The following is a 22,101-nucleotide window of genomic DNA, read 5'->3' as shown; positions in this document are numbered from 1 at the left end:
CGCCGGGACCCACCCCGGGCCCGGACCCTTCGCAGCCGCAGCCGGACCCCGCGCCCGTTCCGCCGCCCGAGCCCCCGCCGGGCCCGGACCCCGCGCCCGGTCCTACCCCTCCGGACCCACAACCGGGCCCGCCGGCGCCGGGACCGACGCCGCCCCGGCCGGGGCCTCCGCCCGGGCCGTCGCCCTCGCCCATCCCGCCGGGACCCGAACCGGTGCCCAACCCGGAGCCCGGCCCGCCGCTGACCTGACCCGCGGAGCGGCCGGCATGGCCGCGGAATCGGTACGGGGCGGTGGACGGGTGAGCACCCGGCCACCGCCCCGCACCGTTCACTTCACGCCGGCACAGCCGAGCGCTACGCCGTCACTTCGGACCGGTCGCCGCCCCACAGCGTGTGGAACGAGCCCTCGCGGTCCGTGCGCCGGTAGGTGTGCGCGCCGAAGTAGTCGCGCTGGCCCTGGGTCAGCGCGGCCGGCAGCCGCGCTGCGCGCAGGGCGTCGTAGTAGGCGAGGGCCGCCGCGAAGCCGGGGGTCGGCACGCCCTGGCGGGTCGCCGCGATCAGCACCTCGCGCCAGTCGTCCTGCGCGTCGGCGATCTCCTGCGCGAACGTCTCGTCGGACAGCAGGCTCGGCAGGTCGGCCCGCGCGTCGTACGCGGCACGGATGCGGTCCAGGAACGCGGCGCGGATGATGCAGCCGCCGCGCCAGATCGCGGAGACCGCGCCCAGGTCGATGTCCCAGCCGTACTCCTCGCTGCCCGCGGCGATCTCGTGGAAGCCCTGGGTGTACGACACGATCTTCGACGCGTACAGGGCCTGCTCCACCCGGTCCGCGAACGCCGCGGCCTCCGCCTCGCCCAGCGGCTTCGCCGTCGGGCCGGCCAGTTGGCGGGACGCCTCGCGCAGCGCCCCGTGCCCGGACAGGGAACGGGCGAACACCGCCTCCGCGATCCCGGACACCGGGACGCCCAGGTCCAGGGCGATCTGCACGGTCCAGCGGCCGGTGCCCTTCTGCTCCGCCTGGTCCACCACCACGTCGACGAACGGCTTGCCCGTCTCCGCGTCCACGTGGGACAGCACCTCGGCCGTGATCTCGATCAGGTACGAGTCCAGCCGTCCGGTGTTCCAGGTGCGGAAGATGTCCGCGATCTGGGCGGGGGAGTACCCGGCGACGTCGCGCAGCAGCTGGTACGCCTCACCGATCAGCTGCATGTCCGCGTACTCGATGCCGTTGTGCACCATCTTCACGAAGTGTCCGGCACCGTCCGGACCCACGTGCGTCACGCACGGCGCGCCGTCGGCCGCCTTCGCGGAGATCTTCTCCAGCATCGGGCCGAGCGAGTCGTACGACTCCTTCGGGCCGCCCGGCATGATGCTCGGCCCGTGCAGGGCGCCTTCCTCGCCGCCGGAGACGCCCATGCCGACGAAGTGGATGCCCTGTTCGCGCAGTGCCTTCTCCCGGCGGCGGGTGTCGGCGAAGTGGGCGTTGCCACCGTCGATGATCATGTCGCCGGGCTCCAGCAGCGGCGCGAACTCCTCGATCACCGCGTCCGTCGGCTCCCCGGCCTTCACCATGACGACCAGCCGCCGCGGTCGCTCCAGCGCGGCCACGAACTCCTTGGCCGTCTCGGCCGCCACGAAGCTGCCCTCGCCGCCGAACTCCTCCACGAGCGCGTGCGTGCGCGCCGCCGTCCGGTTGTGCACCGCGACCGTGTAGCCGTTGCGGGCGAAGTTACGGGCGAGGTTGCGGCCCATGACCGCGAGACCCGTGACGCCGATCTGCGCTGAACTGCTCATTGAGTTGGCTCCTCATGACCTTGGTAACGGTGCTGCCGGGGCGTCGGTGCTGCCGGTCGGTGCCCGCCAGTCCTGCCTCGACCATCCTGTCGTGCCGCACTTCCGGCCGCACGCGCGGGTCGCACGACACGCGCGCAGCCTCATACGGACGAAAGTCCCGGGACGCTCACCCGCACACCCGGCCAACCCTCGGCGGACACCGGTACCGGTCCGGCGCGCGGGCCACCGCGCGCCATCCTCCGGGGGCGCGCGAGCCAGCAGCAGCCACCCCCGGGGTGCGCAGGTGCCGCCCCGCGCCCTCGCCGCACACCCGCGCCCCCGCGCCAGGCCCCCCGCGTCAGGCCCCCGCGCACCCGCGCCCGCATCCCCGCAGCAGCCCCCGCGTACGCGCCCGCAGTACGCCCCCGACGCAGCACGTACCGGCGCACAACTGGGCGAAAAGTCCCGGCCATTGGAGCGCCCCGGCGGCTGATAGCCGTCTTGTCACACCCGAACGGGAGCGCTTACTTTTGCCCCTTCTGACGCAATGTCGAGGGGGCTCCATGGCCGTGCGCGGCCGGCACCGCCGGTATCAGCCGAACAGGATCAACCGCGCCTCGCTCACCGTCACCGCGGGCGGTGCCGGAATGGCGCTCCCGTTGATGGGCACCGGCGTCGCCCAGGCGGCCGACGTGGAGACCTGGGACAAGGTCGCCGCATGCGAGTCGACCAACGACTGGAACATCAACACCGGCAACGGCTATTACGGCGGCCTGCAGTTCACCCAGTCCACGTGGGAGGAGTACGGCGGCACCCGCTACGCGCCCCGCGCGGACCTGGCCACCAAGGACCAGCAGATCGCCATCGCCGAGAAGGTGCTGGACGGCCAGGGTCCCGGGGCCTGGCCGGTGTGCTCGGTACGGGCCGGGCTGACCCGGGGCGGAGCCGCGCCCGACATCCGTCCGGCCACCGACCGGGCCGACCGTCAGGACACCAGGGACTCCAGAACCGGCCAGGCGCAGAAGGCAGAGAAGGCAGAGAAGGCCGGGAAGGCCGGGAAGGCAAGCGCGGGCGGCCGGCCCACCGTCCAGGATGTCGAGCCGCAGAAGACCCCCCAGTCACGCGCGGGCCGCGCCGAGATGTACACCGTCGTCCGCGGCGACACCCTCTCCGGCATCGCGTCCGGCGAGCGGGTGCGCGGCGGCTGGCAGGAGCTGTACGACGCCAACCGCTCGGCCATCGGCGCCGACCCGGACCTGATCCTGCCCGGCCAGCGGCTCGCGCTGCCGGACGGCTGGGCCGGGCAGACCGACCGGCCCTCGACGCCACGGGAGCGCACGAAGCGACCCACCCCGAAGACGACCGAGAAGAGCCACGAAAGGAGCCAGAAGGCCCAGAAGGCCCAGGAGAAGCGGCAGCAGAAGCAGCAGCAGAAGCCCCGGACGTCTCCGGAGCCGCCGGCTCCTGAGAAGCGGACCACCCCGCCCCGCACCGACCGTGCCGCGTCCGGTGGCGGGCTCGTCGCGCCGGTCGGCGCGCCGCTGGGCACGCCCTACCACAAGGCGGGTTCCTCCTGGTCGAAGGGCTACCACACCGGCGTCGACTTCCCCGTGCCCACCGGTACGTCGGTGAAGTCCGTCGCGAACGGCCGGGTGGTCAGCGCCGGCTGGGAGGGCTCATTCGGCTACCAGGTGGTCGTCCGGCACGCCGACGGCCGCTACAGCCAGTACGCCCACCTGTCCGCGATCTCCGTCAGGAACGGCCAGTCGGTCACCGCCGGGCAGCGCATCGGACGGTCCGGGAACACCGGGAACAGCTCCGGCCCGCATCTGCACTTCGAGGTGCGGACGGGGCCGGGGTTCGGGTCGGACATCGACCCGGTCGCCTACCTGAGAGCCGGCGGCGTCAGGATGTGACGGGCGCGCGGTGCCCGGCCAGGACGGGCACGGTCACCGGCACGTACAGATACGGGCCGCCCCGGAACGGGACGTAGGGCACCGGAGCGGGAAGCGGTCCGGCCTCTTCCGCCGTCCCGCCCGGCCGCAGCGCCGCCGGTACCGCCCCGGGTGCGTCCCCTGACGGTAGGGCGGGAGCCCCTTGTGCCGCCGTGCCGCCGCCCGTCGGCATCGCGGCGGGGGAGAAGACCGGAACCGCGCACGCCGGCGTCGGAAGCGCGGACGCGTGGGCCGAGGCCGAGGCAACCGCCGCGACCGGCACCCCCACCCCGGCACCGACCCCGATGCCCGAGTCGCCATCACCATCACCATCGGCATCGGGCACCGGCCACGAGAAGGCCGGAAACGCGGCCGCCAGCTGCTCCGGCACGGGGAACGCGGGAACCCGCCAGGACGGGGTCCGGAAGTCGTGGGCCGGGAAGGCCGGTGCCGGGAAGTCCCGGACCTGGAAGGCCGGGGCGGGGATTCCGGCCGTCGCGGCGGGCGGCTCGAGGCCGGCGCCGGTCCGCGTGCCCGCCGGCCGGTCGGTGGCCGCGCTGTGCTCCCGCGCCAGCCGTTCGGTCGTCAGCAGGATCAGGCCACCCGCCGCCACCACCGCGGAGCCGAGCGCGAGCACCGTGCCCGCCGTGCCGTGGCGGAACGTCTCGCCGAACATGGTGATGCCGACGGCGGCCGCCACGACCGGGTTCACGACCGTGAGGGTGGCCAGCGGAGCGGCCAGTCCGGCGCCCCGGTAGGAGGCCTGGGAGAGCAGGATGCCGGCCGTGGCGAGGACGCCGATCACCGCGAGGGAGGGCACGTCCGCCGCCGCGAGGCCGTCGGTCCAGTCGACGGCGACGGTCTTGGTGAACACCGACGACATGCCGAACGCGACGCCGGACGCGGTGGCCAGCAGGATGCTGCGCACCGCCGGGTGACGGTGGACGGCGCGCGCCGCGACCATCAGCGCCACGATCGCGCCGGCGGTCACCGCCGCGGCCACCGCCCGCTGGGGCGTGGTCAGGGACTGCGTCCCGGCCGTGCCGACCAGGGCCAGCAGACCGGCGAGACCGACCGACGCCATGAGCGCACCGCGCCAGGCCGCCGCCCCCGCCCGGCGTCCGACGAACAGCGCCGCCATGGGCAGCGCGAAGACGATGGTGAGAGCGCCCAGCGGCTGCACCAGGCTCAGGGGACCGTAGGCCAGCGCCACGACGTGCAGCAGGCCGCCGAGACCGTTCAGCGCGACGGCGGCCCACCACGCGGGCCGGCGCAGCGGCGCGTACTGCTCGCCGGGGGAGGACACCGCGACCTGCTCCTGCACGATCGCCCCGCCCGCGTAGGCGAGTGCCGACACGAACGACAGGAGCACGGACAACGCGAGGGCGCTCATGGGCGGCTCCTCTGCGTGGGACCGGGGCGCTGTGCCCGGCGCGGCGAACAGTCGGCTCTCATGGACAACACGATGCCCCTTCCGACTGTTCCCGTCGTCGTCCCTGAGCACTCAATCCGTACTACTGCCGATGGAGTACCGCGACCGCCCCGTCATCCCCTGGGTGGGCACCCATCGACGGAGGCCCCCGACACGACCCCTGACTGGCCCCACAACACGGCCCCTGACCGGCCCTCCGACACGCCCCCTGACCAGCCCCTGCACCACCCCTGACCAGCCCTCGCACCACCCCTGACGGGCCCCTGAACAGCCCCTCCGGGGCGGCCGGCTCGCCCCCCGCTCGCGACCGGCCCCCGCTCGCTCCCCACCCCGGCACGACGACCCGGCCGCACCCCGCCGCGACCCGGCCGAGCACCGCACGCGTGTGCCGCCGCGGGCCGCGTGTGTGCCGCTGCGTGTCGCGTGGGTGCCGCACGTGTGTGCCGCTGCGAGCCGCGTGTGCGCCGCACGTGTGCACCGCGCGTGTGCACCGCGCGTGTCCTCCTCTTCCCCACGCGCCCCATCTGAGTGACCATGGGAACAACGTCCGCTCAGACAGGGGGTCCGCGGGTGCGAGTGGGACTGCTGACCCGGGAATACCCCCCGGACGTGTACGGCGGCGCAGGTGTCCACGTGGAGTTCCTGGCCCGGGAGCTGGCCTCCCTGGTGGACCTCGACGTGCACTGCTGGGGCGAGGGCCGCGCGGAGGGCGTGCACCGTCACCGTCCCTGGTCCGCGCTGGACGGCGCCAACGACGCGCTGCGCACCTTCTCCGTGGACCTGGCCATGACCGCCGCCCTCGAAGGCCGCGACCTCGTCCACTCCCACACCTGGTACGCCAACCTCGGGGGCCACCTCGCCAAACTGCTCCACGGCATCCCGCACGTCGTGACCGCCCACTCCCTGGAGCCGCTGCGGCCCTGGAAGGCCGAGCAGCTCGGCGGCGGCTACGCCCTGTCGAGCTGGGCCGAGCGCACCGCCGTCGAGGCCGCCGACGCGGTGATCGCCGTGTCGGGCGCCATGCGCGAGGACATCCTGGCCTGCTATCCGGCGCTCGATGCCGACCGGGTGCACATCGTGCACAACGGCATCGACACCGCCCTCTACCGCCCCGACCCGGGCACGGAGGCCCTGGACCGGATCGGGCTGGACCGCTCGCGCCCCTATGTGCTGTTCGTCGGCCGCATCACCCGGCAGAAGGGCGTGCCCCATCTGCTGCGGGCGGTGCGCGGGATCGACCCCGCCGCGCAGGTGGTGCTGTGCGCGGGCGCGCCGGACACCCCGGAGATCGACCGGGAGTTCCGCGAGCTGTACGAGGAGCTGTGCCGGGTCCGCGAGGGCGTGCACTGGATCCCGCGGATGCTGCCGCGCCCGGAGGTGATCCAGCTGCTGACGCACGCCGCCGTGTTCGCGTGCCCGTCCGTCTACGAGCCGCTCGGCATCGTCAACCTGGAGGCGATGGCCTGCGGCACGCCCGTGGTGGCCTCCCGGGTCGGCGGGATCCCCGAAGTCGTGGCGGACGGCTCGACCGGGGTACTCGTCGACGTGGACGACGACTTCGAGGCGGGCCTCGCCGGCGCCCTCGACGCGGTCCTCGGCGATCCGGCCGCCGCGCGGCGGATGGGCGAGGCCGGCCGGGAGCGCGCGGTCGGCGAGTTCGGCTGGGACGCGGTGGCCCGCCGCACGGTCCGCCTGTACGAGGAGATCCTCGGACAGGCTTAGGCCCGCCCGTCCGGGGCAGTCATGGGAAAATTCCGGCGTGAGGGGAGCGGCCATGCGGCGTGGTGGTCCTTCGGTTCTGGGAATCGTGCTGGCGGGCGGCGAGGGCAAGCGCCTGATGCCCCTCACGGCGGACCGTGCCAAACCGGCGGTCACCTTCGGCGGCACCTACCGCCTCGTCGACTTCGTGCTGTCCAACCTCGTCAACGGGGACATCCTGCGCATCTGCGTGCTCACGCAGTACAAGTCGCACTCCCTGGACCGGCACGTCACCACCACCTGGCGGATGTCCAGCCTGCTCGGCAACTACGTCACGCCCGTGCCCGCCCAGCAGCGCCTCGGCCCGCGCTGGTACCTGGGCAGCGCGGACGCCATCCTGCAGTCGCTGAACCTGATCCACGACGAACAGCCCGACTACGTGGCCGTGTTCGGAGCCGACCACGTGTACCGGATGGATCCCCGGCAGATGCTCGCCCAGCACATCGACAGCGGTGCGGGGGTCACGGTGGCGGGGATCCGGGTGCCGCGCTCGGAGTCCGCGGCCTTCGGTGTGATCACGCCGGGGTCCGACGGGCAGACGGTGCAGGGCTTCCTGGAGAAGCCCGCCGATCCGCCCGGGCTGGCGGACGACCCCGAGTGCGTGTTCGCGTCGATGGGCAATTACATCTTCACCACGAAGACGCTCGTGGAGGCGCTCCAGCGGGACGCCGAGGACGAGAGCTCGGTGCACGACATGGGCGGCTCGATCCTGCCCCAGCTCACCGAGCGCGGTGAGGCGTACCTGTACGACTTCAGCGCGAACCACGTCCCCGGCGAGACCACCCGCGACCAGGGCTACTGGCGGGACGTGGGCACCCTGGACGCGTACTACGAGGCGCACATGGACCTGATCGCCGAGCGTCCGGCGTTCAACCTGTACAACCGGCAGTGGCCGATCTACACCCACTCGGGGCAACTCTCGCCGGCCCGGTTCAACGCCGGGGGCATGGCGAGCGAGTCCATCATCAGCGCGGGCTGCCTGATCCGCGGCCAGGTCACCCGCTCGGTGCTCTCCCCGGGCGTCCTGGTCGACCCGGGAGCGGTGGTGCAGGGCTCGGTGCTGCACGACAACGTGCACATCGGGCGGGGTGCCGTGGTGCGCGGCGCGGTCCTGGACAAGAACGTCGAGGTGCCGCCGGGCGCGACGATCGGCGTCAACCCGGAGCGGGACGCGGAGCTGTACACGGTGTCCAAGGGCGGCGTGATCGCGCTCGGCAAGGGACAGCGGGTGCCGATGCCGTAGCGGCGGCGGGCGAGGGTGCGGGGCCCCGGTCGGACGTGACCACCGGGGCCCTTGTCATGTCCCTGGACGGATGGCGGAATCCGTGCTGTTATGACGACTACTGTTCATGACAACGTTGTACGGGCGCCGAAACGCACACAAAGACACATGGGCGCAGCACCGAGTACGCAGCACACCCCGCACCGAGCCGTCACTTCCTCACCCACGGAGGATCCGTGCGCACCAGACGACTCAGAGACCGTTTCGCCCTGCTCCTGGCCGCCGCGCTGGGCGTCGCCGGACTGACCGCGGCGACGCTGCCCGCGGCGGGACCGCCCGCCGCCGGGTCCGCCGCGGCCGGGGCCCCGGACGACCCGGTGGAGATCCACGGACTTAAGGGCGAGTACTACACCCACTCCGCCCCCGGCGCCTTCGACTTCCACGAGCTCAGGGCCACCGCCTTCGACCCCCACCTGGACTTCGACAACCTGGAGCCGCGTCTCAACCTCACCACCGGGCGTTCCGACGACGTCAGCGTCCGCTGGACGGGCAGGATCGTCCCCGAGCGGAGCGGCCCGCACACCTTCTCGATCACCGGCGACAACGGCTTCCGCCTGTGGATCGACGGCCGCCTCGCCATCGACCACTGGGTCGACGACTGGGACCGTGAACAGACCGCCGAACCGATCGAGCTGACGGCGGGCACCGCCCACGACATCAAGGTCGAGTACTTCGAGCACTACGGCGGCTCCAACCTCCACCTGCGCTGGACCGAACCCGGCGGCACCAAGAAGCCCGTACCGCAGTCGGCGTTCCGCCTCCCCGACGGCTTCGACTACGACGGGGCCCTCGCCGCCACCGTCCTCGCCTCCGGGCGCACCCTCAAGCTGGACTTCCCGCGCCCGCTCGCCGCACCCCCGGCCCGGTTCACCGAGCACCTCGACGCCGTCATCGGGGGCGCTAAGTGGCCGCTGACCTCGGCACGGCCCGACCCGGCCGACCCCAGGTCCCTGCTCGTCACCCTCGCCGAACCCGTCGTCGGCAACAAGTCCGGCACCGCCCGCGGCGCCGCAGACATCCGCTACGACGGCGCGGGCGGACTGACCACCGCCGCCGGCGACCCCGTGGACGCCTTCCTCAGCAGTGGCCCCAACCGCTCCACCCACGAACTGCGCACCGAGTGGGCCGACGAGGTGGGCCCGGACAACGCCCTGCCCGAGTACCCGCGCCCGCAGCTCACCCGGCAGAAGTGGCGCAACCTCAACGGGCGCTGGCAGTTCGCCGCCGCCGAGGAGGGCGAGCGCCCGCCCGTCGGCAAGAACCTCAAGGAACGCATCCTCGTCCCGTACCCGGTGGAGTCCCAGCTCTCCGGCATCCAGCGGCACGAGGACCGCATGTGGTACCGGCGCACCTTCACCGTGCCCCGCGACTGGCGCATCGGCTCCGCGCAGCGGCTGCGGCTGAACTTCGGCGCCGTCGACTGGCGGGCCGAGGTGTACGTCAACGGCACGAAGGTCACCACCCACGAGGGCGGCTACGACAAGTTCAGCGCCGACGTCACCGACGCGTTGAAGCCCGGCCGCACCCAGGAGCTGATCGTCGGCGTGTACGACCCGACGGACGCCGCGGACGGGGAGAACCCGCCGGTCGGCAAGCAGCGCCTGGACCCGAGTGGCATCTGGTACACCCCCAGCTCGGGCATCTGGCAGACGGTGTGGATGGAACCGGTCGCCCGCGACCACGTCGACTCGCTCCGCCTGATCCCCGACGTGCCCGGCGAGCGGCTCACCGTCGAGGCGCAGGGCGTCCGCGACGGCCTGCCGGTCACGGCGACCGCGTACGACGGACGGCGCAAGGTCGCCACGGCGACCGGCCGCACCGGCAAGCCGCTGACCCTGAAGATCCGCGATCCGCGGCTGTGGTCCCCCGACGACCCCTTCCTGTACGACCTCAAGGTGACCGTCGGCGCCGACCGGGTCGAGAGCTACTTCGGCATGCGCTCCATCGAGGTCAAGCAGGTCAACGGCGTGCCGCGCACCGTCCTCAACGGGGAGCCGCTGTTCCTGATGGCCACCCTCGACCAGGGCTTCTGGCCCGACGGCCTGCACACCGCGCCCACCGACGAGGCCCTCGCGTACGACCTGAAGGCGCACAAACGGCTCGGGTTCAACTCGGTGCGCAAGCACATCAAGGTCGAACCCGACCGCTGGTTCCACTGGGCCGACCGGCTCGGCCTGCTGGTGTGGCAGGACATGCCGTCCATGACGGCCGGGGTGAACCCGGACGCCGAGTCCCGCGCCCGCTACGAACGCGAGCTGAAGCAGATGATCGACGAGCACATCAGCAGCCCGTCGGTCGTCATGTGGGTCACCTTCAACGAGGGCTGGGGCCAGTACGACGTCGGCCGCATCGCCGGCCTGGCCAAGAGCTGGGACCCCTCGCGCCTGGTCAACAACCAGTCCGGGCTCAACCTGGGTGCCGACGGCGACGCCGGCGACATCATGGACGAGCACGGCTACCCGAGCCCGGCGCTCCCGCCCCGCCCAGACGGCCGGCGCGCCCTGGTCACCGGCGAGTACGGCGGCCTCGGACTCGCGGTGCCCGGCCACGCCTGGTCGGTGCAGATGTCGTACGTGGACGTCGACCCGACCACCTACACCGACGACTACCTCACCAAGCTGGACGAGGTGCGCGCGCTGGTGTGCCGGGGCAGCAACGGCGCCGTCTACACCCAGATCACGGACGTCGAGGGCGAGCTGAACGGTCTGCTCACCTACGACCGCCGGGTGATGAAGCCCGACGTGCCCCGGGTACGGGCCGGACACGAGGCGCTGATCCGGGACGCCTCCCGGGCGGTGCCCGCCGGCTGCCCGGCCCCGGGAGGTGCCCCCTGATCACCCCGCCACGGGCGGCCCGCACCCGTCCGGGTGGCGCCCGGCGGCCCCCAAGGGGGGCCCGGCAGCCCCGCTGACCGCGTCCGCCCCGTCCGTCCCGGCCCCCGCACCGCCCCGGTGCGGGGGCCGGGCGATGTAATGTGCTGTTAACTATACGTAGCCGGATCGTACTTGACCGTAATCGGCCGGGGGCGATTGACTGCTGATCCATCCCGTCGTCGCTGCGAGGCCAGACCGTGACCGCAGACCTGCTCGCTCCTCTCGACCTGGCGTTCTGGAACATCGAGTCCGCCGACCACCCCATGCACCTCGCGGCGCTCGGCGTCTTCCCGGCCGGTTCCGATGCCGCGGGTGCCCACGCGGCCGACCTCCTCGCCTCCCGCGCCGCCGCCGTCCCCGGACTGCGGATGCGCATCCGGGACGTGTGGCGCCCGCTCACCGGCGGCTCCCTGGCGGCGCTCCGGCGCCCCTGGACGGGGCAGGGCGAACCGCTCGCCGCCGCCCTGCGCCGCCCCCTCTCCTTCGGCGGCGCCCGCCGCGAACCCGACCCGCGCTTCGACCCGCAGGACCACGTCCGGCTGCACGCGCCGGCACCCGACTTCCACGCGGCGGCCGGCCGCCTCATGGAACGACCGCTGGACCGCTCCCGGCCCCCCTGGGAGGCCCATGTGCTCCCCGCACAGGACGGCGCGTCCTTCGCCGTGCTGTTCAAGTTCCACCACGCCCTCGCCGACGGGCTGCGCGCGCTGACCCTCGCCGCCGCGCTGATGGACCCCATGGACCTGCCCACACCCCGGCTGCGCCCGGCCGACCCGGCGCACGGACTGCTCCCCGACGTGCGCCGCATGCCGGACCTGGTGCGCGGCGCCCTCTCCGACGCCGGACGCGCCCTCGACATCGGCGCCTCGGTCGCCCGCTCCACCCTCGACGTGCGCTCCTCGCCCGCCCTGGCCTGCGAGTCCAGCGGCAGCCGCCGCACGGCCGGCACCGTCATCGACCTCGACGACGTCCACCGGGTCCGCAAGAGCGTCGGCGGCACCGTCAACGACGTCCTGATCGCCGTCGTCGCCGGAGCCCTGCGGCGCTGGCTGGACGAACGCGGGGACGGCAGCGCGGGCATCGCGCCCCGCGCCCTCATCCCGGTCTCCCGGCGCCGGCCCCGCACCGCCCACCCCCAGGGCAACCGGCTCTCCGGCTACCTGATGCGGCTCCCGGTCGGCGAACACGACCCGCTCGCCCGCCTCACCACCGTGCGCGACGCGATGGACCGCAACAAGGACGCCGGCCCGCACCGGGGCGCCGGCGCCGTCGCCCTGCTCGCCGACCACGTCCCGGCCCTCGGCCACCGGCTCGGCGGCCCCTTCGTCGGCCAGGCGGCCCGGCTCTGGTTCGACGTGCTCGTCACCAGCGTCCCGCTGCCCGGCTTCGGGCTGAGGCTGGGCGGCAACCCGCTCGGCGCGGTCTTCCCGCTCGCCCCGCTGGCCCCGGGCCACTCCCTCGCGGTCGCCGTCTCCACCTACCGCGGCCGGGTCCACTACGGGCTGGTGGCCGACGGCGTGGCCGTCCCGGACCTCGACCGGCTGGCCCTCGCCCTGTCGGAAGAGGTGGAGACACTGCTCACGGTCTGCGAGCCCTGACCCGCGCGGGTTTGGTCTGCGGCGCGGCGCTCCGTAAAATTCCCCGTTCGACAGCGGGCGCGACCGGAGCGCCGCGAGGCAGAGCGGGAAACGACAGCGGCGATGACGGTGACAGAGGACGGCCCGCGGGCCGCGGACGCGGTGGAACACGGGCCCGGTATCGACCCCGAGCGGCTGGCCGTCTGCCTCGCGGTCCTGGAGGAACTCGACCGGCTCGACGTCGACCACCCCGACGCGGTGCTGGTCCGCCGGGCCACCTCGCACATCTACCGCACGGTCAAGCAGCGCCGCCGGCAGGAGCGCCGGGCCGCCAAGACCGCGCACGACAAGGCGGTCACCGAGGCCACCGCGACCGGCTCCGCCGAGCGCATCGACGACGAGACCGAGGGCATCCTGCCGTCCTCCCGGGTCGAGCCGGGCAAGATCGCGGGGATACTCCAGCGCCCGCGCTCCTGCTACGTCTGCAAGACCCGCTACGTCGAGGTCGACTACTTCTACCACCAGCTCTGCCAGAGGTGCGCGGACGACAACCGCGCCCGGCGCGACGCCCGCACCGACCTCACCGGCAAGCGGGCCCTGCTCACCGGCGGACGCGCCAAGATCGGCATGTACATCGCGCTGCGGCTGCTGCGCGACGGCGCCCACACGACGATCACCACGCGCTTCCCCAACGACGCAATCCGCCGCTTCAAGGCGCAGCACGACAGCGACGAGTGGATCCACCGGCTGAAGATCGTCGGGATCGACCTGCGCGACCCGGCCCAGGTCGTCGCGCTCGCCGACTCCGTGGCCGCCGCGGGGCCGCTGGACATCCTGATCAACAACGCGGCGCAGACCGTGCGCCGCTCCCCGCAGGCCTACAGCGAGCTGGTCACCGCCGAGTCCGCCCCGCTGCCCGCCGGGGAACTGCCCGCCGCCGAGGTGATCGGCTCCTTCAACTCCGGCGCGGTCGCCGAACTGCCCGTCGCCGGCGGCGGAGCGCTCACCGCGCAGGACGTCACCGGTCTCGCCCTGGTCTCCGGCTCCGCGTCCCCGGCCCGCATCGCGGCCGGCACCGCGATCGACGCCGGGGGCCTGGTCCCGGACCTGCACGACACCAACAGCTGGGTGCAGACCGTGGACGAGGTCACCCCGGTCGAGCTGCTGGAAGTGCAGCTGTGCAATTCGACGGCGCCGTTCATCCTCATCAGCCGGCTGCGCCCGGCCATGGCGGCGTCCGCAGCGAAGCGCACGTACATCGTGAACGTCTCCGCCATGGAGGGCGTCTTCGACCGCGGCTACAAGGGCGCCGGACACCCGCACACCAACATGGCCAAGGCCGCGCTGAACATGCTCACCCGCACCAGCGCCCAGGAGATGTTCGAACAGGACCGCATCCTGATGACGGCCGTCGACACCGGCTGGATCACCGACGAGCGCCCGCACCCGGACAAGGTGCGCCTGGCCGAGGCCGGGTTCCACGCCCCGCTCGACCTGGTCGACGGCGCCGCCCGGGTCTACGACCCCATCGTGCGCGGCGAGGCCGGCGAGGACCTGTACGGCGTCTTCCTGAAGGACTACGCGCCCGGCAGGTGGTGACCGGGCGGCGGCCCGACGGACCGTCAGCCGGGCGCCGCGGGCCGTGACTCGCGCGCGGCCAGCAGCTCCAGCACCGTGCGCCAGTCCTCCAGGACACCGGGATCGAAGCAGGCGGTGCGGGCCTCCTCGTCCGCCGCGCGCAGGGCGAGGAGGTCGTCGGCCCCCGCGGACGGGTGCCGCCGGACCAGGTCCGCCACCCGCGCGCCGAGCAGCGGGCGCACCGCGTCGGCCGTACGCGCGGCGGGGTCACCAGGCCCCAGCAGCCGGCCCACGGGCCGCACCAGGGCCGCCACCTGGAGTTCCTTGTCCGCGGGTCGGGCGCGGCGCAGCAGCGCGGCGGCCCGCAGGGCGTGCCCGGACCCTTCGGCCCCTGTGCCGCCGGGGTCCCGGCAGGCGTGCAGCAGGTCCATCAGCTCCTCGACACCGCGCAGTTCCATGCGCCGGTCCTCCCAGCGAGACGGCCGTTGCCGAACGGCAGCAGACCATGGCGTGCTTGCGGGCGGGCCAACGGGACGTGAACGGCGCCATGACCAGGTGACCTCTCCGCACATGTCGACGCCCTGTAGTCCGTTCGGGTGACGGACCGCGGGGGAATCAATGGTGAAATAGGAGCATATTGAGGTGCGTTGACATGGGTCCGACGCGCGATTGTTACCGCGAGTTTCGAGCCCCATCGAGCGCGTGGCCGCTCATTTGGTTAATCTGAGCCGGACGGACAGCACACGGGGTCCTACCCACACCCACGGTCCGTCTGGGACAAGCCGGTTCACAACGGCCAGCTCTTCCCTCGTACGACCGGCGCCACCGCGTCCGAACGGCTTTTCTCACATGCCCGGACGGGCGGCGGGCGCAGGCGCAGGAGCCGGCGCAGCACGTCCCCAGGGTGACCGACACATAAGGAGTGCGCGGTGACACCGGAGAAGACGACTACCGAAGAGCGCCCCAAGGAACGGCCCGAGCGGGCCCGCCGCCGCAGCGGCGAGCTGTGCAGCCTCGACGTGTGGGCCCGGTCGGCCCCGATCCGCCTCGCGGGCTACGAGGACGACCTCGCCGAGCCCCACATCCTGCCCAGCGTCGACTGACACCCGCCCCTTCCCCCCGCCCGGCGCAGGGGCGTGCCGGACGCACGCCCCTGCGGACCAGCCGTACCGGTCAGGGCCGGACGTAGGGCCGGGTCATGATCTCCATGTTGTGGCCGTCCGGGTCGTCGAAGTAGGCGCCCCGGCCGCCGAAGAGGGTGTTGACCCGACCCGGCTCCGTGTGACGCGGGTCCGCGTAGTACGTGACCCCGAGCGTCTCCAGACGCGCGATCATCGCGTCGAACGCCTCCTCCGGGACCAGGAACGCGTAGTGCTGGGGCTGGACCCGCTCGTCGAGCATCTCGTGGTAGTCGAGCGTGACGCCGTTGCCCAGGTCCACGGGCAGGAACGGCCCGAACGGGGCGCCCACCTCCAGGCCGAGGACGGCCGCGAGGAAGTCGGCGGACAGCCGCCGGTCCCGGGCGAACACCACGGTGTGGTTCAAGTGGGCGATGGTGGTGGGCAGTTCGGTCGGGTGCGAGGGTTGTGCTGCAGGCATGGCCGGTGCTCTCCGGGTGTCGATTCCATGGGTGGGGCCACGCTCGGGCGCGGCGGGAAAGGAACACGGAGGAACGGGCGGGTCGCGGCCCCGCCCCGGGCTCACGCCAGGGCCGGGCGCACCTTCTGTGTACGGCTCTCGGCCGACCCGGCAGTCATGCGACTGAGATTAGACGCCCGTTTCGGACCACGGCAAGGCGATTACCGGTCGGCCTCCGCGAGCGGGGCCGTCCGCCGCCACGGGTGCCGCTCCTCCAGCTGCCGCGCCAGCTCCAGCAGCACCTCCTCGGCCCCCGGCCCGCCCACCAGCTGCACCGCGCAGGGCGCCCCCGAGGGCAGCGCGCCGAACGGCACGGACATCGCGGGCCAGCCCGTCAGGTTCCACGGCGGAGTCATCGGCGAGTACGACGAGTTGGCGGCCACATTGCGCAGCCAGCCCCGCTCGTGCCACGGGCCCGCCTTCGGCGAGCGGCGGGCGAGGGCCGGGGTGAGCAGCACGTCGTACTCGCCGAAGAACGGCTCCAGCCGCTCGCGCAGCCGCTCCCGGCCGGTGCCGGAGCGCACGGAGCGCTCACAGCGCCGGCCGATCGCCGCGTGCACCCGGGTGCGCCGGGTCAGCAGCCGCTTCTCCAGGCCGCGCGCGTCCACGGCCGTGCCCGCCGCCCAGTGGGCCAGGGCCGTCGTGCCGAGCGACACCGGGTACGGCGGATCGGCGCGCCGCACCTGGTGACCCGCCTTGATCAACGCCCCGGCGGCCTCCCGCACGGCCGCAGCGTACGGCTTGGACACCGTGGCGCCCAGCAGCGGGCTGCGCAGGGACACCGCGATCCGCAAGGTGCCCGGCCCGGCGTCGGGCGCGCCCGCGTCCCCGGCTTCGGAGGGTGCCCCGGTACCGGCCAGCACCGCCAGCATCAGGCGGGTGTCCTCCACGGTCGTGGCGAGCGGTCCGTTCTCCGACAGGCCGAACCAGTCGCCGTCGCCGATGCCCGCGGGAACCACCCCGAGGCCCGGCTTGATGGTGACCAGACCGCAGTTGGCGGCCGGGATCCGCAGCGACCCCATACCATCGTTGCCGAGCGCGAGGGGCACCATCCCGGCGGCGACCGCCGCGGCACTGCCGCCCGACGAGCCGCCCGCGCTGCGGGCCGGGTCCCACGGGTTGCGGGAGGTGCCGTGCACCCCGTCCGTGGTGCCGAACACGCACAGCTCCGGCACATGCGTCAGCCCCACCACCACCGCGCCCGCCGCCCGCAGGCGGGCCACCGTCTCGTGGTCCTGCCCGGCGGGCGTGTCCGGGGTGGCCGCGGAGCCCACGCGCATGCTCTCGCCACGCACGGCGAGGTTGTCCTTGACCGCCACGGGCACCCCGGCCAGCGGCAGTTCCGCCAGATCGGCGCGGGCGGCCACCTCGTCGGCCTCCGCCAGGGCCGCCTCCGCCCGCACGACCCGGAACGCGCCCACCCGCCCGTCGAGCCGCTCGATGCGCGCCAGGTGGTCCGCGACGACCTCGCGCGGCGTGACCCGCTTCTCCCGTACGGCGGTGGCGATCTCGACGGCGGTCCGGCCGGCCCAACTGGTCAACTTCGGCTCCTCGGGGTACGGAGGGGACGGGGCGTACCGGGGGGTACGCAGGGCCACTGTGCCCCGCCGGACGCCCCCGCGTCGAGATCGTCCCGCACCCCGGACCGGGACGCGGCGGGGGCGGGTCAGCGCAGATGCCGTGCGAAGAAGTCCATCGTGACGTCCATCGACTCCCGCCACCGCGGCCCGAAGGTGTGCCCCTCACCGGCATAGGTGCGCAGCTCGACGTCCGCCCCGGCCGCCTCGAACGCGGCGGCGGCCTCCCGGGACCACCTCGGCGGGCAGGTGTCGTCGGCCGTGCCGTGATGGATCTGCAGCGGGTCGGCGGCCCGGGCGGCATGGGTCAGCGGGGACACCTGGCGCCAGAACTCCGGGTTCTCCCCGGGCGTGCCGTGCTCGGCCTCGATCCGCTCGACGACCGGATCACCGTCGGGCCGCTGGAAGTGGTCCAGGTTCTCCTCGGGCCGCCCGCTCACCGGCGCGTGGGCGACGGCCGCGTCGAACAGCCCGGGCGCCACCACCAGCGCGTTGTAGACGACCCCGCCGCCCATCGACCGGCCGAACAGGCCGATACGGCCGGTGTCGACCTCGGCACGGCCCCAGGCGCGCAGGGCCAGGGCGGCGCCGATGACGTCCTCGGTGTAGCCGAGCCGCAGACCGACGTCGTTGTCGGGGTCCTTGTCGGAGCCGGCGTGATTGCGGTAGTCGACGTGCAGGACCACGTAGCCGCTGCGGGCGAGGAGGTCGTGCTCGCGCGGCATGCCCTGCCCGGTGACATAGACGTCGGGGTCGATGTAGCCGTGCGCGAGCACCAGCGCGGGGAACGGCCCGTCGCCCTCGGGGATGTTCATCACGCCGGAGACGGTGAGGCCGTTGGCCTCGTAGGTGACGGCGTACCGGGTGTAGGCGGAGGTGCGGGCCAGCACCCTGCCGAGCCGCAGACCGGAACCGGTCTGCTCCCGCTCGATCAGCGCCGGGATCGACACCGGGTCGGCCCGCGCAGAGGCGGACGGGGAGGCGGACGGGGAGGCGGACGGGGAGGGGGCCGCCGAGCCGTCCGCCTCCCCGTCCCCGGTGGCGGAGCGTGCGGAGACCGGAGCCGGCGCGGCCTCGCCCCCGCCGCCGGTACAGCCGGCCGTCAGGACCAGCAGCGCTCCGGCGACGGCACAGACGGTGCGCTTCGACCGCATGAGGACGATTATGTCCCGTGCGGCCTGTCCTGTGCAGGGCGACGGGCGGCGGGGGCGGCGCTCGGCGCCGGTGTGGCGGCGGGTCCGGACCACGTTCCGCGCTGGTGTGGCGGCGGGTCCGGGGCCGTGCCCCGGGCGGGTGTGGTGGCGGGTCCGGGTTGCGCCCCGCACCGGTGTCCCGGCGGGTCCGGGTTGCACCCCGCACCGGTGTCCCGGCGGGCCCGGATCGCGCGCACCTCGCGCGCACCCCGCACTCCGCACCCCCGCCCGGGCTCCCGCCGCCGGGCGCGGTTCGAACCCCGGGCCGCGGGGGAGCAGTACTCCTCGTCGGCCCCCACCGCCGGCCCGAGCCCCGCGACCCCCGGAGCGCCCCGCATGCATGACGACCGCACCCTGGTCGAGGCCCGCCTCAGGCGGGTCCTCGACGAGCGCATCCGCCCCGCCGTCCACCCCGAGTCCGTCCCGCTGGACGTGGCGGTCTGGCACGTCCCGGGCGAACCCGTGCCGGTCCCCGAGGGCCTCGCGGCCGCCTACGAACCCGTCGCGGTGGGCACCCGCTGGGGCGTCCCGTGGGGCACCAGCTGGTTCCGGGTCACCGGCACCATCCCCGACGCCTGGGCCGGGCGGACCGTCGAGGCGGTCCTGGACCTCGGCTTCGACGGGGCCATGCCCGGCTTCCAGTGCGAGGGCCTCGTGCACCGCCCCGACGGCAGCCCGGTGAAGGGGCTGAACCCGCTCAACCAGTGGGTCCGGATCGCCGCACCGGCCCGGGGCGGGGAGCGGGTGGACCTGTACGTCGAGGCCGCCGCCAACCCCGTGATCCTCGGCCGGCCCGCCTTCCGGCCCACCCCCCTCGGAGACCTCGCGACCGCCGGTGACGAGCCGCAGTACACCCTCGCCCGGATGGATCTCGCCGTCTTCGACACCACCGTGTGGGAACTGGTCATGGACCTGGAGGTGCTCGGCGAGCTCATGGCCGAACTGCCCGCCGACGGGCACCGGCGCCACGACATCCTCCGCGCGGTGGAGGCCGCCCTCGACGCCGTCGACCTCCAGGACGTCAACGGCACGGCCGCACGGGCCCGCGAACGGCTCACCACCGTGCTCGCCGCTCCCGCCGCGCCCTCCGCGCACCGCGTCAGCGCGGTGGGGCACGCCCACATCGACTCGGCGTGGCTGTGGCCGTTGCGCGAGACCGTGCGCAAGGTCGCCCGGACGGCCGCCAACATGACCGCGCTGCTGGACGACGAGCCCGATTTCGTCTTCGCCATGTCCCAGGCCCAGCAGTGGGCGTGGGTCAAGGAGCACCGGCCTGAGGTGTGGGCGCGGGTGAAGAAGGCGGTCGCCGACGGGCGGTTCGTGCCGGCGGGCGGCATGTGGGTGGAGTCGGACACCAACATGCCCGGATCCGAGGCGATGGCCCGCCAGTTCGTGCACGGCAAGCGCTTCTTCCTCGACGAGTTCGGCATCGAGAACACCGAGGCGTGGCTGCCGGACACCTTCGGCTTCGCCGCCGGTCTGCCGCAGATCCTGCGCGCGGCCGGCACCCGGTACCTGCTCACCCAGAAGATCTCCTGGTCACGCACCAACGCCTTCCCGCACCACACCTTCCACTGGGAGGGCATCGACGGCACCCGGATCTTCACCCACTTCCCGCCCGTCGACACCTACAACTGCGCCATGACGGGACGGGAGATCGCGCACGCCGCCCGTAACTTCCGCGACAAGGGCGCCGCCCGCCACTCCCTGGCCCCCACCGGCTGGGGCGACGGGGGCGGCGGCACCACCCGGGAGATGGTCGCCAAGGCCGCCCGCCTGCACGACCTGGAAGGATCGCCGACCGTCACCTGGGAGACCCCGGCCGCCTTCTTCGCCCGGGCCGAGGCCGAGTACCCCGAGGCGCCCGTGTGGGTCGGCGAGCTCTACCTCGAACTGCACCGGGCCACCCTCACCAGCCAGGCCGGCACCAAGCAGGGCAACCGCCGCAGCGAACACCTGCTGCGCGAGGCGGAACTGTGGGCGGCCACGGCCGCCGTGCGCACCGGATCCCCCTACCCGCACGCGGCACTGGACCGGATCTGGAAGACCGTGCTGCTGCACCAGTTCCACGACATCCTGCCCGGCTCCTCCATCGCCTGGGTGCACCGCGAGGCCCGCGCCACCTACGCGCGGATCGCCGCCGAACTCGACGGCATCATCGACGCCGCCCAGCGCGCCCTCGCCGGGGACGGCACCACCGACCTCCTCTTCAACGCCGCCCCCCACGCCCGCTCCGGCGTCCCCGCGGGCGGGGCGGCCACCCCCGCCGAACAGGGGCGCACGCACCTCACCGAGCGGGACGGCGGCGGATACGTCCTGGACAACGGCCTGCTGCGGGCGGGCATCGACGCCGACGGCCTGCTCGTGTCGGTCCTCGACCTCGCGGCGGACCGCGAGACGATCGCACCCGGCCGCGCGGGCAATCTGCTCCAACTGCATCCCGACCTGCCGAACATGTGGGACGCCTGGGACGTCGACGCCTTCTACCGCAACACCGTCACCGACCTCACCGACGCCGACGAGGTCACCGCCGGTACCGACGGCGCCTCGGTGCGGATCACGCGCTCCTTCGGCGACGGCTCCCGGGTCACCCAGGTGCTCTCCCTCCCGCCCGGGGAGCGGCGGCTGGTCGTCGACACCGAGGTCGACTGGCACGAGACGGAGAAGTTCCTCAAGCTGGCCTTCCCGCTCGACGTGCACGCCGAACGCTGCGCCTCCGAGACCCAGTTCGGGCACGTCCACCGGCCGACGCACACCAACACCTCCTGGGATGCGGCCCGGTTCGAGGTGTGCAACCACCGCTTCGTGCACCTGGAGGAACCCGGCTGGGGCGTGGCCGTCGTCAACGACTCGACCTACGGCCACGACGTCACCCGGACCGTCCGCACCGGCGGCGACCGCGGCACGACCACCACCGTGCGGGTGTCCCTGCTGCGCGCCCCGCGGTTCCCCGACCCGGAGACCGACCAGGGCGTGCACCGCTTCCGGCACGCCCTGGTGCCGGGGGCCGGCATCGGGGACGCGGTCCGCGAGGGCTGGCGGATCAACCTCCCGCCGCGACGGCGCCCCGGGGCCGGGCCCGTCGCCCCGCTGGTGACGGCCGATCAGGAAGCGGTCGTGATCACCGCCGTCAAGCTGGCCGACGACGGAAGCGGTGACGTCGTCGTCCGCTTCCACGAGGCCCACGGCGGCCGGGCCGCCGCCGTGCTCACCACCGGGTTCCCGGCGAGCGGCGTGCAGGCGACCGACCTGCTGGAACGCCCCCTGCCGGACGCCCCCGACGTCCATCTCGACGGCGACCGGATCGCCGTCCGCCTGCGCCCGTTCGAACTGATGACACTGCGGCTGCGGCGGGCCCAGGGGGCGCCGGCCCAGCCCTGTGCGGCGGCGTGAGCGACCGAGTGCACCCCTGCGTGGCCGCTCCGCCCCTCAATCGTCCGTGCGTTGACTGCAATCGCGACGGCCGGGCATACGGGAGTTCACCCTA

14 protein-coding genes are annotated in these 22,101 nt (G+C 73.8%); 8 read left to right on the top strand and 6 right to left on the bottom strand.

Going from position 1 to position 22,101, the window contains the following annotated elements:
- Positions 1-353: 353 nt before the first annotated feature.
- Positions 354-1,793, bottom strand: a complete 1,440-nt coding sequence (gene gndA, locus ACIRPP_RS09885) for an NADP-dependent phosphogluconate dehydrogenase (protein WP_403639622.1) — start codon at positions 1,791-1,793, stop codon at positions 354-356.
- A 542-nt stretch (positions 1,794-2,335) separates the two neighbouring features.
- Here gndA and ACIRPP_RS09880 point away from each other — a divergent pair.
- Complete coding sequence (locus ACIRPP_RS09880) at positions 2,336-3,688, top strand: transglycosylase family protein (RefSeq protein WP_403639619.1); 1,353 nt, start codon at positions 2,336-2,338, stop codon at positions 3,686-3,688.
- On the opposite strand, the gene ACIRPP_RS09875 is transcribed toward ACIRPP_RS09880, so the two are convergent.
- Positions 3,678-5,099 carry a DMT family transporter gene (locus ACIRPP_RS09875; RefSeq protein WP_403639616.1) on the bottom strand — a complete coding sequence of 474 codons (1,422 nt, stop codon included), beginning with the start codon at positions 5,097-5,099 and terminating at the stop codon, positions 3,678-3,680. The genes ACIRPP_RS09880 and ACIRPP_RS09875 overlap by 11 nt on opposite strands.
- A gap of 609 nt (positions 5,100-5,708) precedes the next feature.
- Here ACIRPP_RS09875 and glgA point away from each other — a divergent pair.
- From glgA to ACIRPP_RS09850, 5 genes are all read left to right on the top strand, one after another.
- Positions 5,709-6,860, top strand: a complete 1,152-nt coding sequence (gene glgA, locus ACIRPP_RS09870) for a glycogen synthase (protein WP_403639614.1) — start codon at positions 5,709-5,711, stop codon at positions 6,858-6,860.
- 52 nt (positions 6,861-6,912) lie between these two features.
- Positions 6,913-8,139: a glucose-1-phosphate adenylyltransferase gene (gene glgC / locus ACIRPP_RS09865; RefSeq protein ID WP_403639611.1), complete on the top strand. Its 1,227-nt coding sequence runs from the start codon at positions 6,913-6,915 to the stop codon at positions 8,137-8,139.
- A 215-nt stretch (positions 8,140-8,354) separates the two neighbouring features.
- A complete protein-coding gene (locus tag ACIRPP_RS09860; RefSeq protein ID WP_403639608.1) occupies positions 8,355-11,012 on the top strand; it encodes a PA14 domain-containing protein in 2,658 nt (885 codons plus the stop codon).
- Positions 11,013-11,248: 236 nt separating this feature from the next.
- A complete protein-coding gene (locus ACIRPP_RS09855; RefSeq protein ID WP_403639605.1) occupies positions 11,249-12,649 on the top strand; it encodes a wax ester/triacylglycerol synthase family O-acyltransferase in 1,401 nt (466 codons plus the stop codon).
- Between the two features lie 102 nt (positions 12,650-12,751).
- On the top strand, positions 12,752-14,227 hold the full coding sequence (locus ACIRPP_RS09850; RefSeq protein WP_403639603.1) for an SDR family NAD(P)-dependent oxidoreductase: 1,476 nt from the start codon (positions 12,752-12,754) through the stop codon (positions 14,225-14,227).
- 23 nt (positions 14,228-14,250) lie between these two features.
- Here the strand turns inward: ACIRPP_RS09850 and ACIRPP_RS09845 are convergent, their stop codons facing one another.
- Entirely contained in the window at positions 14,251-14,664 is a 414-nt protein-coding gene (locus ACIRPP_RS09845; RefSeq protein ID WP_403639600.1) for a hypothetical protein, read from the bottom strand.
- Between the two features lie 471 nt (positions 14,665-15,135).
- Here ACIRPP_RS09845 and ACIRPP_RS09840 point away from each other — a divergent pair, with 471 nt between their 5' ends.
- The gene (locus ACIRPP_RS09840; protein WP_403639597.1) at positions 15,136-15,309 is read left to right on the top strand and encodes a hypothetical protein; all 174 of its coding nucleotides are present in this window, start codon (positions 15,136-15,138) and stop codon (positions 15,307-15,309) included.
- Between the two features lie 70 nt (positions 15,310-15,379).
- Here the strand turns inward: ACIRPP_RS09840 and ACIRPP_RS09835 are convergent, their stop codons facing one another.
- From ACIRPP_RS09835 to ACIRPP_RS09825, 3 genes are all read right to left on the bottom strand, one after another.
- Positions 15,380-15,805: a VOC family protein gene (locus ACIRPP_RS09835; protein WP_403639595.1), complete on the bottom strand. Its 426-nt coding sequence runs from the start codon at positions 15,803-15,805 to the stop codon at positions 15,380-15,382.
- Positions 15,806-16,005: 200 nt separating this feature from the next.
- Positions 16,006-17,385: an amidase gene (locus ACIRPP_RS09830; RefSeq protein ID WP_403639592.1), complete on the bottom strand. Its 1,380-nt coding sequence runs from the start codon at positions 17,383-17,385 to the stop codon at positions 16,006-16,008.
- A gap of 125 nt (positions 17,386-17,510) precedes the next feature.
- On the bottom strand, positions 17,511-18,575 hold the full coding sequence (locus ACIRPP_RS09825) for an alpha/beta hydrolase family protein (RefSeq protein WP_403639589.1): 1,065 nt from the start codon (positions 18,573-18,575) through the stop codon (positions 17,511-17,513).
- Positions 18,576-18,950: 375 nt separating this feature from the next.
- On the opposite strand from ACIRPP_RS09825, the gene ACIRPP_RS09820 reads away from it, so the two are divergent.
- The gene (locus tag ACIRPP_RS09820; protein WP_403639587.1) at positions 18,951-22,007 is read left to right on the top strand and encodes an alpha-mannosidase; all 3,057 of its coding nucleotides are present in this window, start codon (positions 18,951-18,953) and stop codon (positions 22,005-22,007) included.
- Positions 22,008-22,101 lie beyond the last annotated feature (94 nt).

Origin of the sequence: Streptomyces sp. NPDC101219 (genome assembly GCF_044767675.1) — a bacterium.
Classification (GTDB): Bacteria; Actinomycetota; Actinomycetes; order Streptomycetales; family Streptomycetaceae; genus Streptomyces.
The sequence above is the reverse complement of the archived record's forward strand: the minus strand, read 5'-3'. Positions and strand labels throughout refer to the sequence as shown.

Coding starts and splice junctions, on each gene's coding strand:
- ACIRPP_RS09845 (WP_403639600.1), bottom strand. CDS start 14,664: ATGGAACTGCGCGGTGTCGAGGAGCTGATGGACCTGCTGCACGCCTGC.
- glgC (WP_403639611.1), top strand. CDS start 6,913: ATGCGGCGTGGTGGTCCTTCGGTTCTGGGAATCGTGCTGGCGGGCGGC.
- ACIRPP_RS09825 (WP_403639589.1), bottom strand. CDS start 18,575: ATGCGGTCGAAGCGCACCGTCTGTGCCGTCGCCGGAGCGCTGCTGGTC.
- ACIRPP_RS09875 (WP_403639616.1), bottom strand. CDS start 5,099: ATGAGCGCCCTCGCGTTGTCCGTGCTCCTGTCGTTCGTGTCGGCACTC.
- gndA (WP_403639622.1), bottom strand. CDS start 1,793: ATGAGCAGTTCAGCGCAGATCGGCGTCACGGGTCTCGCGGTCATGGGC.
- ACIRPP_RS09835 (WP_403639595.1), bottom strand. CDS start 15,805: ATGCCTGCAGCACAACCCTCGCACCCGACCGAACTGCCCACCACCATC.
- ACIRPP_RS09820 (WP_403639587.1), top strand. CDS start 18,951: ATGCATGACGACCGCACCCTGGTCGAGGCCCGCCTCAGGCGGGTCCTC.
- ACIRPP_RS09850 (WP_403639603.1), top strand. CDS start 12,752: ATGACGGTGACAGAGGACGGCCCGCGGGCCGCGGACGCGGTGGAACAC.
- ACIRPP_RS09880 (WP_403639619.1), top strand. CDS start 2,336: ATGGCCGTGCGCGGCCGGCACCGCCGGTATCAGCCGAACAGGATCAAC.